Consider the following 15668-nt stretch of genomic DNA (forward strand, 5'->3'; position numbering starts at 1 on the left):
GAAAGAGTGATAGTCGAATGGGGACGAATAAGCCTGTTGTAATTGGAATTGCTGGTGGTTCGGGATCAGGTAAAACGAGTGTAACGAAAGCGATTTTTGACCATTTTAAAGGTCATTCTATTTTAATCTTAGAGCAAGATTATTATTACAAAGATCAAAGCCATTTACCAATGGAAGAGCGTTTAAAAACAAATTATGATCATCCGCTTGCGTTTGATAATGATCTGTTAATTGAACATTTGCAGCAGTTGCTTGCATATGAGCAAATTGATAAGCCTGTATATGACTATACATTGCATACGCGTTCAGAAGAAATTATTCCAGTTGAGCCGAAAGATGTAATTATTTTAGAAGGAATTCTTATTTTAGAAGACCCACGTCTTTGCGAGTTAATGGACATTAAATTATTCGTTGATACGGATGCTGACCTTCGTATTCTGCGCCGCATGCAGCGTGATATTAAAGAGCGCGGTCGTACGATGGATTCAGTTATTGATCAGTACGTAAATGTTGTACGTCCAATGCACAATCAATTTATTGAGCCTTCTAAGAAATTTGCGGATATTATTATCCCTGAAGGTGGACAAAACCACGTTGCAATTGATATTATGGTGACAAAAATTGCAACAATTCTTGAACAAAAAGTAAATTTGTAATAGCATAGTAAAAGATATACGGTAGGAAGGGATTTTTTCCCTTCCTATCGAATACAATGAAACATGCAACCTCATCTATATATAGGTGAGGGCATATTTATATCAACTTTCCATACATATCTTCTTTATATAAAGAAGAATTGGAAATACGGGGTTGTATGTGACAACTCCGCTAGTGCAAGGGTACTAGAAACCTCCGCTAACAATGGAAGCGGAGGAGTTTTCATATGGAACTCCTCTTTTTTTCGGGGGATTGGTATATAAAAGGAGTGGAAAATATGTCAACAGAAAAAACATACCCTATGACGCAAGAGGGTAAGCAAAAACTAGAGAACGAACTTGAGCAATTAAAAACAGTAAGACGTAAAGAAGTAGTAGAACGTATTAAAATCGCACGTAGCTTCGGGGACCTTTCTGAGAACTCTGAGTACGATGCAGCGAAAGATGAGCAAGCGTTCGTAGAAGGACGTATTACACAATTAGAAAATATGATTCGTAACGCAGTTATCATTAAAGATAATGGCGAAGTATCAACTGTTGTTACATTAGGTAAAACAGTAACATTTAAAGAATTACCAAATGGAGATGAAGAAGCGTACACAATCGTAGGTAGCGCGGAAGCTGACCCATTTGAAGGAAGAATTTCTAACGATTCTCCAATCGCAAAAAGCTTATTAGGTAAGCAAATTGGTGAGAAAGTAACAATCCAAACACCAGGCGGAGAAATGCAAGTAGAGATTGTCTCTGTAAAATAAAAAAAAAGATTCTCCTATCGGGAGAATCTTTTTTTTTTATCCCGCTATTTGCCAGGCAGTAAGACCACTATCTCAAACTTCAGCGGAAGTAAAGAAGTTAGGTGGGCGTCGGACTGCTCGTAAACGCCCGCTTGGTGAGGGCTAATTAAAGTTTCACTTTATCTGTAGAATAGAAAAAATTGTGTAAACCTGGGAGTGATTCGACAAAAAATGTCAAAAAAACATTTTAAACTTTGATATCATAATTGGAGAATATAGGTTTCAAAAGGGAAAAGGGGCTAATTATGAAACATAAAATCTTTACAGGATTGGTTTGTAGTATCTCTATATTAGGACTTGCTGCCTGCGGAACGAAAGAGGAAACTACATCATCAAAGGGAGAAAAAGTGAAGCAAGAAGAAAAACAGGATATTAAAGCAACTGAGAGTTCAAAAGCAACTGAGAGTTCAAAAGCCTTAGCAAATCCACAAGATAAAAAGGAATTCAATGATTTTGATGTAGCGTATCAATTAGCTATTGTGATGAAAATATTTCAAGATGTAACGATTAAGTACGATTATGCGATTGGGAATCCAGATTATTTATTGCGAGATTCGATGGATCAAAAAACAATAGATGATATGAAGAATATGTTACAAGAACAGGCGAAAAATAATGATAAAATTTTAAAAGATGAAGTGAATCAAGCATATACATATTTAAAACAATCGAAAGTAAGTAATAAAGATGACGTTCAAAAAATAATAGATGCACAAAATAATTATTTACATATTGTAGATAAGATGATTACTTGTATTGATTCTGTAACAGTTGAGAATGCAAAAGAAAAAAGAAATGAAATGGATAATTTCAGTAAGGACTATTTAAAAGTAGCGGCTAATGTAACAACTACTGTAATTGAAGTTGCTAAAAACAATGGAGTGAATGAAACTGAATTTAAATCGCTTCTTACGAAATTTTTAGAGAAGCCAAAAAAACAATAATAGCTTTATATAATATCTATTTTTGTTTTGGAGCTTGTATAAATAAAATAGTACCTCGTCTAAACTACAATAGACGAGGTGTTTTTTATGAAAATAAAACGGAGAATTACAATTGTTTTAATTTGTTTTATGAGCGTTATGTTTTTATTGCTTTGTCGTTTAATCCAAATTCAAATTATAGATACAGAATCATTTACTGATCGCAAAATAAATTTAATTGAAAAAAGTGTTACGCAACGCACACAATCCATTACAGTAGACGATGGACGTGGGCAGTTTATAGATCGTAATGGTAAAGAAATAGGTGAGGAAAAATATCCTGTTTTAATTATTTTTCCATTTTTACAAATAAAAAATGACATGTTAGAGAAAATCGCGCATATCATTGGTGTGTCGAGACAAGAGATTAGAAGACAAATGAAAAATAACAAAAAAGCATTTACCCTACAAGGAGAAACTGCTCCATTTCGAGTGACACGAGAGCAGATGGAGAAGGTAAATGAATTACATGTATTAGGTATTGTAGCAGCTGAAGTGCGATTAAAACAAACTGGAGAGATAAGTCATTTAATTGGTGATGTAGGGGAGAACGAAAGGGAATTTCAAAAGCGATATGGAGAATTGAAAAAAATTTCAAAACAAACGCCGATAGGTATTTCAGGATTACAGCAATCATTTGATGAATTTCTATTGACTGATGGAGAGGCAAAAGTATTATATCAAGTAGATCGGCAAGGAGAACCAATTTTCGGAAAGCAAGCGAAATACACTTCACCAGGAAATCCATTTTATCCAGTTAGGATTCAAACTACTTTACATAAAGAGTTGCAGCAAAAAGCAGAAGAAGTGATTGAAGCAAACGAAATAAAGAAGGGGGGATTAGTATTACTTGATGTAAAGACAAATGAAATATTAGCGATGGTTAGTAAGCCGTCTTTACAAGTAAGGGATGAGAATTTATATAAAACTACACTTGAAAATCAAATGTTAACGCCACATTTTCCAGGCTCGGTTTTTAAAACAGTAGTTGCAGCTGCAGTCATTGATCAAAAAGTAAATTTGTTTAATCGGACATTTAACTGTAATAAAGATTTATATGGTGAAAACGACCCGCAAGTTAGGATGGGTACGCTTAACTTTAAAGAGAGCTTTGCTAGGAGCTGTAACAGGACATTTTCCGAGTTAGGTAACGAGCTATTACAAAAGGATAGGACGGTGTTAGAAACATACGTAGCAGCTCTAGGAGCAAATGAAAAGGTTGGATGGAAAGGTTCTGTATTTCATACACCTCATTTTGAGCAAATGTCAGAAGAGAAAGGCACTACTATTTGGGGGAATGAAGAAAATAAAAGTAATAAAAAAGCGGTAGAACAAACAGCGATTGGACAGAAAGATGTACGTATATCACCTCTAGCAATTGCCAATATGATGGCGACGATTGCGAGGAATGGAGAAAAGATGGAAGTGAAAGCTGTTGAAAAAATAGTATATAAAAATGGAGCGGATTTTTTTACATTTGAGAGCCATACGTTAAATGGAAAACAGCTTTCGTATGAAACAGTGAAAACATTACAAGAGTTATTAAGAGGCGTTGTAACAAGGGAGAAAGGAACAGGAACGGCATTCCGTTCGTTGCCACTAAGTGTCGCTGGAAAATCCGGGACAGCGCAAACGGGGAAAGGGACGAGGGTGAATCGCTGGTTTGCAGGTTATTTTCCGTATGAGAATCCAAGATATGCTTTAGTTGTTGTTGATCTAGAGACTGATAGCAAAGTGAATAAAGTTACACCTATTTTTAAAGATATGGTGGGAGCAATCTATCAATTGGAGAATGAAAAGTAATCTTGCAATTTATAGTGAAATGTCTTCATTTCATGAAAATATCATTGTAAATGTTCAACCTTTCTAGATTTAATGTTACAATAGCAATTAGGAAAAACTGCATGGAGGTTTGGAGAATGGCAGGAGGATCAAGATTCCAACAGAAACAACAAAAACGTCGTCAAAACGGTGTTTTAAATATTGCAATCGCTATTGTATTACTATTAGTAGCTATTGTAGCATATCAATTGTTCGTTCCTAGTACGAAAGAGCAAGCATCTTCTACTGATAAGAAAGTCTCTCAACAAACAACAAAGAATGAGAAAGCTGGAAAATCAGAAGATAAAGAATCTGCTAAGAAAAAAGAAAAAGAACAAGAGCAAGCAGAAGCTAAGAAAAAAGCTGAAGAAGAGAAGCTAAAGGCTGAAGAAGAACAGAAAAAAGCTGAAGAAGAAGCGAAAGCTAACGAGAAAGTATCAGCTGAAAAAACTGTATCTAAGGCAAAAGAGGCTTACACAAAACCTTCTTGGAAAGCTGTAGGAACAGAACAAGGTTCATCACCGGCGATGACGTTTAAACAAGGGTCATCAGATTGGAATGAGATGCAAAGTGCAATTGCTGCAGGTGTTGAGATACCGAAAGAGCAATTAGTATTCCATTTTGTTGGAAGAGACAAAACTGGAAAGAGCAAAGCTTATGGTGATGTTCAAGATAAGCAAAGTGGGAAAAGATATTACGTAAATATTGATTGGGTAGACAATGAGGGCTGGAAACCAGTACTTGTTCAAACTCTAAACTAAAAAAGAGAAGCTCCTTAGGAGCTTCTCTTTTTTGTTAACGCAATTTCTTTAATTTAAAATGAACAACCGCGCTATAATACGGTCTTTTGCTTTCAGGATCCATAACCATTTGATGAGAGATGTGATGAACTTCCAGCATAAGCGCTTTATTATTATCGATTTGTTCACTAATTTTTCGTTCTAAAGAAGCTAAGTCTCCCGCTTCAAAAAACTCTACTTTATCTTCTAACATTTCAAAGGTAAATGACATGAAGACGGCCCCTCTCCTATGTAATCAACTATAGTGTAACAAAGAAAAGAAGGAAATACCATGTACATTTCAATTGACATTTTTAGAAAGAGGGAATATCATACTGATAAAACCGATAAGAAAAAGGGGAATTTTTATGGGTACAGAATTTAATGGTTTATTTGATGAGTGGGCTCATACGTACGACTCATTTGTACAAGGCGAAGATATACAATATAAAGAAGTTTTCGCCCATTATGAGGACATTCTAGAGGATGTAGTTAACAAGTCATTTGGTAATGTATTAGAATTTGGTGTCGGTACAGGTAATTTAACAAATAAATTATTACTTGCTGGCCGCACAGTTTACGGTATAGAACCGTCGCGTGAAATGCGCATGATTGCAAAAGAGAAATTGCCAAAAGAATTTTCAATTACAGAGGGTGATTTTCTTTCGTTTGAAGTTCCAAATTCAATTGATACCATTGTAAGCACCTATGCATTTCATCATTTAACAGATGATGAAAAAAATGTAGCGATTGCGAAGTATAGTCAATTGCTAAACAAAGGTGGTAAAATAGTGTTTGCTGATACGATATTTGCAGATCAAGATGCATATGATAAAACTGTTGAAACAGCACAAGAAAGAGGTTTCCACCAGTTAGCAAACGATTTGCAAACGGAATACTATACACGTATTCCAGTTATGCAGACTATTTTTGAAAACAATGGCTTCCATGTAACATTCACGAGATTAAATCATTTCGTTTGGGTAATGGAGGCAACTAAGCAATAGAAAGAGGGATTAGATTGAGAATTGCTGTAATTGGAGCAATGGAAGAAGAAGTACGTATTTTACGTGACAAATTAGAACAAGCAGAAACAGAAACGGTTGCTGGTTGTGAATTTACGAAAGGGCTATTAGCAGGGCATGAAGTAATCTTGTTAAAGTCTGGTATTGGTAAAGTAAACGCAGCGATGTCAACGACAATTTTATTAGAAAAATATAAGCCTGAAAAAGTAATTAATACTGGTTCAGCTGGTGGATTCCATCATTCTCTAAACGTTGGTGATGTAGTTATTTCCACTGAAGTTCGTCACCATGACGTAGATGTAACAGCATTTAACTATGAATATGGTCAAGTACCAGGAATGCCGCCTGGATTTAAAGCTGATGAGGCGTTAGTTGCATTAGCTGAGAAATGTATGCAGGCTGAAGAAAATATTCAAGTTGTAAAAGGTATGATTGCAACAGGTGATTCATTTATGAGTGATCCGAACCGCGTTGCAGCCATCCGTGATAAATTTGAAAATCTTTATGCGGTAGAAATGGAAGCAGCAGCTGTTGCACAAGTATGCCACCAATATGAAATTCCGTTTGTTATCATTCGCGCACTTTCTGATATTGCTGGTAAAGAATCAAATGTTTCATTTGATCAGTTTTTAGATCAAGCAGCTCTTCATTCTACAAACTTTATCGTAAAAGTGTTAGAAGAGTTAAAGTAATGTAACAAAAAGGCAACTGTCTCATATAAAGAAAATACATACAGTTGCCTTTTCTTTATTGGCAAACAAGGGGGAGAACACGATGAATGTATATCGTGGAGTTCATGAGTTAATTGGTCATACACCAATTGTAGAAATTACTCGTTTTTCACTTCCAACAGGGGTCCGTTTATTTGCAAAGCTTGAATTTTATAATCCAGGCGGAAGCGTTAAGGATCGTTTAGGAAGAGAATTAATCGAAGATGCGCTAGAAAAAGGGCTTGTTACCCAGGGTGGAACAATTATTGAACCGACTGCTGGGAATACTGGTATTGGACTGGCACTTGCAGCATTAGAGCATGATTTACGTGTTATTGTTTGTGTACCAGAGAAATTTAGTATTGAAAAACAAGAATTAATGAAAGCACTAGGTGCAACTGTCGTGCATACACCGACTGAGCAAGGAATGACCGGTGCAATTGCCAAAGCAAAAGAGTTAGTAAATGAAATACCGAATTCATACTCTCCAAGTCAGTTCGCAAATGAGGCAAATCCTCGTGCATATTTTAAAACATTAGGACCTGAACTGTGGGACGCATTGAATGGAGAGATTAACATATTTGTTGCTGGAGCAGGAACTGGCGGTACATTTATGGGGACTGCATCTTATTTGAAAGAAAAAAATATAGATATTAAAACAGTTATCGTAGAGCCAGAAGGATCTATTTTAAATGGTGGTAAGGCTGGTTCACATGAGACCGAAGGAATTGGACTGGAATTTATCCCGCCATTTTTGAAGACATCTTATTTTGATGAAATTCATACGATTTCTGATCGAAATGCATTTTTACGAGTGAAAGAATTAGCGCAAAAAGAAGGACTTCTCGTTGGGAGCTCTTCAGGAGCAGCATTTCATGCGAGCTTACTTGAGGCAGAGAAGGCAGCACCAGGTACAAATATTGTAACCATTTTTCCTGATAGCAGTGAGCGCTATTTAAGTAAAGACATATACAAAGGATGGGAATAAAAAATGAGAGCAAAGACAAAGTTAATTCATGGTATTCGCATAGGAGAACCTTCAACTGGATCTGTAAACGTACCGATTTATCAAACAAGTACGTACAAACAAGAAGCAGTTGGTAAGCATCAAGGATATGAATATTCACGTACAGGTAACCCAACACGTGCAGCTTTAGAAGAAATGATTGCTGTATTAGAAAATGGGCATGCTGGATTTGCATTTGGTTCAGGAATGGCTGCTATTACAGCGACAATTATGTTGTTCTCAAAAGGTGACCACGTTATTTTAACAGATGATGTGTATGGCGGAACATACCGCGTTATTACAAAAGTATTAAACCGTTTCGGTATTGAGCATACATTTGTAGATACAACAAACTTAGAGGAAGTTAAAGAAGCGATTCGTCCAAATACGAAAGCAATTTATGTGGAAACACCAACGAACCCACTACTAAAAATTACTGATATTAAGAAAATATCTACTCTTGCTAAAGAGAAAGACTTATTAACAATTATTGATAACACATTCATGACGCCATATTGGCAGTCGCCGATTTCTTTAGGAGCAGATATTGTGCTTCATAGTGCAACGAAATATTTAGGAGGTCATAGTGACGTAGTTGCAGGTCTAGTAGTTGTAAATAGCCCACAACTAGCAGAAGATCTTCACTTTGTACAAAACTCAACAGGAGGTATTCTTGGGCCGCAAGATAGCTTCTTACTACTTCGTGGTTTAAAAACATTAGGAATTCGTATGGAAGAACATGAAACGAATTCACGCGCTATTGCTGAGTTCTTAAATAATCATCCAAAAGTAAATAAAGTATATTACCCAGGTCTTGAATCACATCAAAACCACGAATTAGCAACAGAACAAGCAAATGGATTTGGTGCTATTATCTCATTTGATGTAGATAGTGAAGAGACATTAAATAAAGTACTTGAGAAATTGCAGTACTTTACACTTGCTGAAAGTTTAGGAGCAGTAGAAAGTTTAATTTCTATTCCATCTCAAATGACACATGCATCAATCCCAGCTGATCGCCGCAAAGAATTAGGAATTACAGATACATTAATTCGTATTTCTGTCGGTATTGAAGATGGTGAAGATTTAATTGAAGATTTAGCACAAGCGCTAGCATAATAAAAAAACGCACTGCTAATATAGAGCAGTGCGTTTTTTTATTACATCATTTTGTGAAATATTTCACAAAATAGACATACACAAACGAAATGATTTCATGTATATTGAATTCAGGAAATGTTACTCACGAACAAACTTGTGAAACATTTCACAAACAATGAAATTCATGTAGGAAAGCATCTCTATTTTTTTATGTTAATTGGGACTTATTTTGACCTATAGGGACATATAAGGACCGTGATAGTAGAATAGGAGGAAATTTACATGGTAGTCAAAGAGAAAGTTGTAAATGAAATGCAGGAAGTAAAAAAGATGATTGATACGCTAGTAAATAATGGTCAACAAGCTTTACAAGCATTAGAAAGTTTTACACAAGAGGAAATTGACAACATTGTTCATGAAATGGCATTAGCAGGTGTTGATCAACATATGCCGCTAGCAAAATTGGCAGTTGAAGAAACCGGCCGTGGTGTATATGAAGACAAATGCATTAAAAATATTTTTGCCACTGAATATATTTGGCATAGTATAAAGCAAGATAAAACGGTAGGAATTATTCACGAAGATTCTCATGAAGAAATAATAGAAATCGCGGAACCTGTCGGTGTAGTAGCTGGGGTAACGCCAGTAACGAATCCAACGTCGACAACAATGTTTAAAGCGTTAATTGCGATAAAAACAAGAAATCCAATTATTTTCGCATTTCATCCTTCCGCACAAAAATGTTCTGTGGCAGCGGCGAAAACAGTATATGATGCAGCGATGAAAGCTGGTGCACCAAAACACTGTATTCAATGGATTGAAAGACCGTCTGTTGAAGCGACGAAACAATTAATGAACCATGATGGTGTAGCACTCGTTCTAGCAACTGGAGGCGCTGGTATGGTGAAATCAGCTTACTCTACTGGAAAACCAGCGTTAGGTGTTGGGCCTGGTAATGTACCGTGTTATATAGAAAAATCAGCACATGTAAAACGAGCTGTTAATGATTTAATTTTATCGAAAACATTTGATAACGGTATGATTTGTGCATCGGAACAAGCAATCATTGTCGATAAAGAAATCTATGATGATGTTAAAACAGAAATGATTGAAAACAATTGTTACTTTGTAACAGAAGAAGAAAGAAAAAAATTAGAAAAGCTTGTTATAAATGAAAATACATGTGCAGTAAATAGTGATATTGTAGGGAAATCAGCACAGTATATTGCCGATTTAGTTGGGATTACTGTTCCTGAACATACAAAAATGCTTGTAGCTGAAATTCAAGGTATCGGAGCAGCATATCCGTTATCTCGTGAGAAACTGAGTCCAGTATTAGCTTGTGTGAAGGCGAATTCATTAGAAGAAGGATTTACATATTGCGAAGAAATGTTGAACCTAGGTGGTTTAGGACATTCAGCAGTTATCCATTCTACAAATAAAGATGTGCAAAAGCAATTTGGGTTACGTATGAAAGCTTGCCGTCTCATTGTAAATGCACCTTCATCACAAGGTGGAATAGGGGATATATATAATGGATTTATTCCATCACTTACACTTGGTTGTGGTTCATACGGAAAGAATTCAGTTTCCCAAAATGTAACAGCCACTCATTTATTAAATATAAAAAGGCTGGCAAATAGAAAAAAGAATATGCAGTGGTTCAAATTGCCACCAAAAATTTATTTTGAAAAACATGCTACAGCTTATTTAGCAAATATGCCTAACATTTCACGTGCATTTATTGTAACGGACCCTGGAATGGTTGAACATGGCTATGTCGATACAGTCGCGCACTATTTAAACAAGCATGCAAATGATGTGAAAGTTGAAGTTTTCTTTGAGGTCGAACCAGATCCATCAGATGAAACTGTTTTTAAAGGTGCGGAAATGATGAGAAGCTTTAAGCCAGATGTAATTATCGCACTTGGTGGTGGTTCAGCTATGGATGCAGCAAAAGGAATGTGGTTATTCTATGAGCATCCAGAAACGACATTCTATGGCATTAAACAGAAGTTTTTAGATATAAGAAAACGTACATGTAAATATCCAGAATTAGGAAATAAGGCGCAGTTTGTTGCGATTCCAACGACATCAGGAACGGGATCAGAAGTGACACCATTTGCGGTTATTACAGATAAGAAAAATAATATAAAGTATCCGCTTGCAGATTATGAATTAACACCAGATGTAGCAATTGTTGATCCGCAATTTGTAATGACAGTTCCACCACATGTAACAGCAGATACTGGTATGGATGTTTTAACACATGCAATTGAGGCGTATGTGTCTGTTATGGCAAATGACTATACAGATGGATTAGCATTAAAAGCTATTGATCTCGTATTCAAATATTTACCGAGAGCATATAAAGATGGAAATGATGAAGAAGCAAGAGAAAAAATGCATAACGCTTCTGCAATTGCAGGTATGGCATTTGCAAATGCTTTCCTCGGTATTAATCACAGCTTAGCACATAAAATTGGACCAGAATTCCATATTCCGCACGGACGCGCAAATGCCATTCTAATGCCGCATGTAGTCCGCTATAATGCTATTAAGCCAAGAAAACACGCATTGTTCCCAAAATATGAGCACTTTGTGGCAGATGAAAGATATGCACATATAGCGAGAATGCTCGGGCTTCCAGCAAGCTCGGCAGCAGAAGGGGTGGAATCACTCGTCAAAGCAATTATTGAGCTTGGAAAAAGCTTAAATATTAATATGAGTATTGCAGGACAAGGAGTAGATAAAGAGCAATTTGAAGAGGTTGTTGGAGTATTAGCAGAAAGAGCTTTTGAAGATCAATGTACAACTGCTAATCCAAAGTTGCCGCTTATTTCAGAACTGAAAGAAATTTATATGGAAGCATATAAAGGTGAATAATGATTAAAAAAGAGCCGCAGTAAAGCGGCTCTTTTTTTATTGGAAAATATCTCCCAGAATGCCTGTATTTACTGGTCTTTCAGTTTCATAGAATATGATACAGTGAAATGGAGGAGTGAGAATATAATGAAAGAATTAAAAGGGAAAATAGAAGACTATACTCGGTTCGGACAAATTCTTCTCGCTGTAAGTACATTGTTAATGGTTGGCTTGTTGATTCCGAATGGAGCAAAAGAGACAATCCAATTTTTTGTTATGATGGGGAGCATCGTTATATTTTTAAGTTTATCGTTCTTTTTCTTTCAGCGTGTGAAAGTGATGCGTGACCAGCTAGAGGAAAATGAATGTGAATAATATTGTTAACTAGAGCGCGGCGAAAAGAAAAAATCTTTTTGTCACGCTTTTTGTTTTTTGTAGAAAAATGTATGCGTTTCGTGTTGACAATGATAATCCTTATCAATTAAAGTAGAATAGTAGTTAATGATTATCATTATCAATTAGAGGTGGAGGAATGAAAAAATCTATTACGCTATTTACAGCGATTTTATCTATTTTTTTCTTGTTAATAGGTTGCAGTGCCAAAGGGGACGAAAAAGCGTCTGCAACCAAAACAGAAAAAGGAAAAGAGAAAATCGAAATTACCGACCTATTAGGAAGAAAGGTAACATTCGATAAAGTGCCAGAAAGTTTTGCAACATTAAGTATGGGGGACATGGATATTATTCATGCTTTAGGTGGAAAAATAGTAGGTCGCCCGGATACGAAATTAACTCTTCCAGAGGAGTTAAAGAAAGCACAAGTAATTGGGAATGCACATCAACCGAATTTTGAGCAAATTGCTAGTTTAAAGCCCGATGTACTTGTTGCTAACAATGGATTCCAAAAGAATGTGCCAACGGTTGAAGGACAAGGAACGCAAGTTATCATTTCTTCTGCGAATTCTGTACAAGATATTCAAAAGAATATTGAATTATATGGAACGGTAATGAAGAAAGAAGATAAAGCAAAAGAAATTAATCAAAAAATGAATGATCAAATGAAGAAATATGAGAAAAAGAGCGATGTGAAAGCATTGCTAGTGTATGGCGCACCAGGTACTTATTTAGCGGCATTACCAACATCTTTATCAGGTGATATTTTAGAAAAAACAGGCGGAAAAAATATTGCTTCTGATTTTCCAGAAACGAAAGAATATCCGCAATATGCACAGCTAAGTGTAGAACGTATTATTGAGGCGAATCCAGATGTGATTTATTTAATTACACACGGAGATCCAAAAAGTGTGAAAAAAGCATTCGAAGGCGAAATGATGAAAAATGAAGCGTGGAAAAATTTAGAGGCAGTAAAACAAAACCGCGTAGTTATTTTGCCACCTGATTTATTTGGATCTAATCCTGGTACAAAAGTTACAGAAGCAATGGACTTTATGTATAAAAGTATACAAGATGTAAGGAAATGATACGTATGGAAAGTAGTGAAGTAGTAAGAGAAAAGGAACATCCTTTTGCGAAAAAAAGATGGATAATAGCAGTTACTTTAGTTATATTAACAATCCTAGGTCTCTTGTACGGTCTTTTCGCAGGAAGTTTATCCTTTTCTATACGAGATATTTTAACAGGTATACAAGAGGAAGGTTCGACAGTTCATCGAATTGTATGGGATCTTCGCATACCGAGAGTGCTTATTGGGTTTATAGTAGGAACATGTTTAGCTGCATCTGGTACACTGCTACAAGGGGTTATGAGAAACCCTCTTGCAGATCCTGGTATTATCGGAGTTTCATCTGGAGCAGGCTTTGTAGCAATTGTCATCATGATTTTATTCCCACAGCATCTAGCTTTTTTACCACTAGGGGCGTTTTTAGGAGCTTTCATAACAGCGATGGTTATTTATGCTTTATCATGGCAAAAAGGGGCACCACCTTCAAGGATCGTCTTAGTAGGGGTGTCGATCAATGCATTAATTGGTGCAGCAACGTCAGCATTAATGTTATTACATAGTGACAAAGTACAATCGGTGTTACCGTGGTTAGCGGGCGGTATTGGTGGTGTAAGTTGGGCACATTTAAACATGATTATTTATTATGCAATAGTCGCCATTATATTAGCTTTCTTTGGTATTAAGCATATTCGAGTGTTAATGCTTGGAGATGAAATGGCAAAGTTATTAGGACATAATGTGGAAAAAAGTCGGTTTTATTTAATCGTAGTAAGTACATTATTAGCTGGAATTGCAGTAAGTGTGTCTGGTCTTATTGGATTTGTCGGTCTTGTCGTACCACATATGCTACGTTTATTAGTTGGAAATGATTATAGATATTTGCTACCTTTATCATGCCTTGGCGGCGGGGTATTACTTGTTTTTGCGGATGCAATAGCTCGAAGTTGGTTTGACCCAATCGAATTGCCTGTTGGTATTTTACTGTCCTTCTTAGGTGGTCCGTTCTTCTTATATTTAATTCATAGAGGAGGAAAACAAAGTGATTTCCGTTAACAAAGTGTTTTACGCACACTCTGAAAGATTTCAAATGCAAAATATGAATGTACATATTAAGGTTGGAGAAATCGTTAGTTTAATTGGTCCGAATGGATCGGGAAAATCTACTTTGCTTCGTTTAATAGCAAGGCTACTGAAACAAAGCGAAGGGGACATCATTTTAGATGGGAAAAATATTCATATGATGAAGAGTGCTGATGTAGCGAAGCAATTAGCAATGTTACCACAAATGCATGATCATCAATTAGACTTAACAGTGAAAGAACTAATTGAGTTCGGAAGAGGTCCACATAAATCATGGAGTAGCCGCTTAAATAAAGAAGATGAAGAAATTGTTGATTGGGCATTGTCTGTTACAAATCTTGAAGGGTATGAATATCGTCTTTTACATTCTTTATCAGGAGGGGAACGGCAACGTGCTTGGATTGCGATGACGCTAGCGCAACGTACAAATGTCTTATTATTGGATGAACCAACAACCTTTTTAGATATCGTTCACCAGTTGGAAGTAATGGAACTTGTGAAACGATTAAATGAGGAGTTTGGAATGACAATTATAATGGTTTTACATGACATTAACCAAGCTGCTCAATATAGTGATCGTTTACTTGTATTAAAGCGAGGAAAGATTCAGTATGATGGTATACCAGAAGAAGTACTATGCCATGAAATGTTTCAACATGTATTTGGCATAGATGTAGATATTTTTCAGGGAAGTGACAAGCCTTTTTTTACACCGAAACGAATTTCTAAAAGGGGAGAAGAGCGATGCAAACAGAAGAGCGTATTACCACTGAATTAGTAAGAGAATTTGTTATGGCAGCTCACGGGGATTTAGAGAAAGTACAAGAGCTATTGGTTGAATCACCAAGCTTACTTCACGCCTCTTATAATTGGGGTGGATCAGATTGGGAAAGTGCGTTAGGCGCATCGGCACATGTAGGTCGTAAAGATATTGCTCTTTATTTACTAGAAAAGGGTGCTCGGATGGATATTTTTGCAGCAGCTATGCTTGGTGAATTAGAAGTTGTACAAGCTATTTTAGTAGCTCAACCAGAAGCATTGCGTGCATCTGGCCCTCATGGTATTTCTCTTCTTCAACATGCACGAATGGGTGGAGAGAAATCTAAGCGTGTATATGATTATTTAGCAATACTATCTTAATGAACGAAGGAAGTTCTTATGTGCGGTAAACTTTTCACTTGAAACAATTGGAAAGTTTACCGCCCGTTAGAACGGGATAAGTATCTAGTATATTTGAAAATCCTACACCCCCCTCAATTGTAGTTTTCTTTATGCTAGTTATGATATGGATGCAGTGGACAATATTTGTCTACTGCTTTTTTTAGTTATTTAGAATGAATATTCTGTATTTTATTGTTGGTTCATTTATCCCGCTATTTTCCAGGCA

General features: G+C 36.2%; 16 protein-coding genes. 15 read left to right on the forward strand and 1 reads right to left on the reverse strand.

The window, feature by feature from the left end; genetic code table 11:
* Positions 1-17 precede the first annotated feature (17 nt).
* The 5 genes from udk to ACTFRM_RS15690 all read left to right on the forward strand — a co-directional run bounded on the left by udk (position 18) and on the right by ACTFRM_RS15690 (position 5015).
* Positions 18-656 carry a uridine kinase gene (gene udk, locus ACTFRM_RS15670; RefSeq protein ID WP_000537078.1) on the forward strand — a complete coding sequence of 213 codons (639 nt, stop codon included), beginning with the start codon at positions 18-20 and terminating at the stop codon, positions 654-656.
* 278 nt (positions 657-934) lie between these two features.
* Positions 935-1411: a transcription elongation factor GreA gene (gene greA, locus ACTFRM_RS15675; RefSeq protein ID WP_014894880.1), complete on the forward strand. Its 477-nt coding sequence runs from the start codon at positions 935-937 to the stop codon at positions 1409-1411.
* 284 nt (positions 1412-1695) lie between these two features.
* On the forward strand, positions 1696-2394 hold the full coding sequence (locus ACTFRM_RS15680; RefSeq protein WP_322372376.1) for a hypothetical protein: 699 nt from the start codon (positions 1696-1698) through the stop codon (positions 2392-2394).
* A gap of 87 nt (positions 2395-2481) precedes the next feature.
* Positions 2482-4236 carry a peptidoglycan D,D-transpeptidase FtsI family protein gene (locus tag ACTFRM_RS15685; protein WP_322372377.1) on the forward strand — a complete coding sequence of 585 codons (1755 nt, stop codon included), beginning with the start codon at positions 2482-2484 and terminating at the stop codon, positions 4234-4236.
* Positions 4237-4352: 116 nt separating this feature from the next.
* Positions 4353-5015, forward strand: coding sequence for a YrrS family protein (locus tag ACTFRM_RS15690; RefSeq protein ID WP_000897098.1), 663 nt, complete (start codon positions 4353-4355; stop codon positions 5013-5015).
* A 34-nt stretch (positions 5016-5049) separates the two neighbouring features.
* On the opposite strand, the gene ACTFRM_RS15695 is transcribed toward ACTFRM_RS15690, so the two are convergent.
* Complete coding sequence (locus ACTFRM_RS15695) at positions 5050-5265, reverse strand: YrzA family protein (RefSeq protein WP_000010984.1); 216 nt, start codon at positions 5263-5265, stop codon at positions 5050-5052.
* 136 nt (positions 5266-5401) lie between these two features.
* Here ACTFRM_RS15695 and ACTFRM_RS15700 point away from each other — a divergent pair, with 136 nt between their 5' ends.
* From ACTFRM_RS15700 to ACTFRM_RS15745, 10 genes are all read left to right on the forward strand, one after another.
* A complete protein-coding gene (locus ACTFRM_RS15700; RefSeq protein WP_000536321.1) occupies positions 5402-6040 on the forward strand; it encodes a class I SAM-dependent DNA methyltransferase in 639 nt (212 codons plus the stop codon).
* A 14-nt stretch (positions 6041-6054) separates the two neighbouring features.
* Complete coding sequence (gene mtnN, locus ACTFRM_RS15705; RefSeq protein WP_001217024.1) at positions 6055-6750, forward strand: 5'-methylthioadenosine/S-adenosylhomocysteine nucleosidase; 696 nt, start codon at positions 6055-6057, stop codon at positions 6748-6750.
* Between the two features lie 82 nt (positions 6751-6832).
* On the forward strand, positions 6833-7756 hold the full coding sequence (locus ACTFRM_RS15710) for an O-acetylserine dependent cystathionine beta-synthase (RefSeq protein ID WP_001103883.1): 924 nt from the start codon (positions 6833-6835) through the stop codon (positions 7754-7756).
* A 3-nt stretch (positions 7757-7759) separates the two neighbouring features.
* On the forward strand, positions 7760-8893 hold the full coding sequence (locus tag ACTFRM_RS15715; RefSeq protein WP_001201917.1) for a bifunctional cystathionine gamma-lyase/homocysteine desulfhydrase: 1134 nt from the start codon (positions 7760-7762) through the stop codon (positions 8891-8893).
* A 264-nt stretch (positions 8894-9157) separates the two neighbouring features.
* Positions 9158-11761, forward strand: coding sequence for a bifunctional acetaldehyde-CoA/alcohol dehydrogenase (gene adhE / locus ACTFRM_RS15720; RefSeq protein WP_000260508.1), 2604 nt, complete (start codon positions 9158-9160; stop codon positions 11759-11761).
* A gap of 126 nt (positions 11762-11887) precedes the next feature.
* Positions 11888-12115: a YrhC family protein gene (locus ACTFRM_RS15725; protein WP_000661263.1), complete on the forward strand. Its 228-nt coding sequence runs from the start codon at positions 11888-11890 to the stop codon at positions 12113-12115.
* A gap of 157 nt (positions 12116-12272) precedes the next feature.
* Positions 12273-13220: an ABC transporter substrate-binding protein gene (locus ACTFRM_RS15730; RefSeq protein WP_322372380.1), complete on the forward strand. Its 948-nt coding sequence runs from the start codon at positions 12273-12275 to the stop codon at positions 13218-13220.
* Between the two features lie 5 nt (positions 13221-13225).
* Positions 13226-14254 carry a FecCD family ABC transporter permease gene (locus ACTFRM_RS15735; RefSeq protein ID WP_002204710.1) on the forward strand — a complete coding sequence of 343 codons (1029 nt, stop codon included), beginning with the start codon at positions 13226-13228 and terminating at the stop codon, positions 14252-14254.
* Positions 14241-15059 (forward strand): ABC transporter ATP-binding protein, encoded by an 819-nt coding sequence (locus ACTFRM_RS15740; protein WP_000626552.1) that lies wholly within the window; start codon positions 14241-14243, stop codon positions 15057-15059. The genes ACTFRM_RS15735 and ACTFRM_RS15740 overlap by 14 nt, the downstream gene beginning before the upstream one ends.
* On the forward strand, positions 15026-15421 hold the full coding sequence (locus ACTFRM_RS15745) for an ankyrin repeat domain-containing protein (RefSeq protein WP_001192766.1): 396 nt from the start codon (positions 15026-15028) through the stop codon (positions 15419-15421). The genes ACTFRM_RS15740 and ACTFRM_RS15745 overlap by 34 nt, the downstream gene beginning before the upstream one ends.
* Positions 15422-15668: the final 247 nt, after the last annotated feature.

The sequence above is a fragment of the Bacillus cereus group sp. MYBK227-1 genome (assembly GCF_051916325.1).
Taxonomy (GTDB): Bacteria; Bacillota; Bacilli; order Bacillales; family Bacillaceae_G; genus Bacillus_A; species Bacillus_A cereus.